Genomic DNA, 631 nt, shown 5'->3' on the forward strand with positions numbered 1-631 from the left:
TTAGATTGTAGAACTCCATTAACAGTAGGAGGCGCTTCAATCGATGTTAGTTATGCATCAACAACAGGAAATATTACTACTAATGTACGAGTACAAGGAGTAAGTAATGGATATAATCAATTACAATCAGGAGTAACTTCACCAGTAAGCTTTACAGCATTACCAGCAGGGGTTTATACAATAACTATAACGAATGCAAATGCAACAATAGGTTGTGAGTTAACAAGTACTTATGAAGTATTACCAACGACAGATTATGTTTTAGATGTAACTAAGACAAGTGATATTGTATGTTTAGGAGATGCAACAGGAGCTATTAGTTTTGATTTCAATTCAACAACAGCTTATGCAGGAGCATACACTTATGTAGTGATGGATGATAACGGAACTCCAGCAGATTTTACAGATGATAATGACATTACAGGAACTATCACAGGAGCTGATGGAGCAGGAACAGGCGGAACAGCAGAAGTAGTAACGGCTATTCCAGCAAGTCCAACTGGTCGTCAATATTACGTAAGCGTAACTATGACGGCTAATCCATTCTGTGCAGTTCGTTCAGGCTTCTTTACCATCGATGCACCAACAGTTGCATTATCTGTAACAGGAGCAACTACAGCAATTAGTTGTG

At 38.4% G+C, this 631-nt stretch carries 1 protein-coding gene; it reads left to right on the top strand.

Going from position 1 to position 631, the window contains the following annotated elements; all coding sequences use genetic code 11:
• The coding region (locus WH52_RS14925) for a hypothetical protein (protein ID WP_158091383.1) at positions 1-631 on the top strand (631 nt) is incomplete at both ends.

This window comes from Tenacibaculum holothuriorum, assembly GCF_002120225.1.
Lineage (GTDB): Bacteria > Bacteroidota > Bacteroidia > Flavobacteriales > Flavobacteriaceae > Polaribacter > Polaribacter holothuriorum.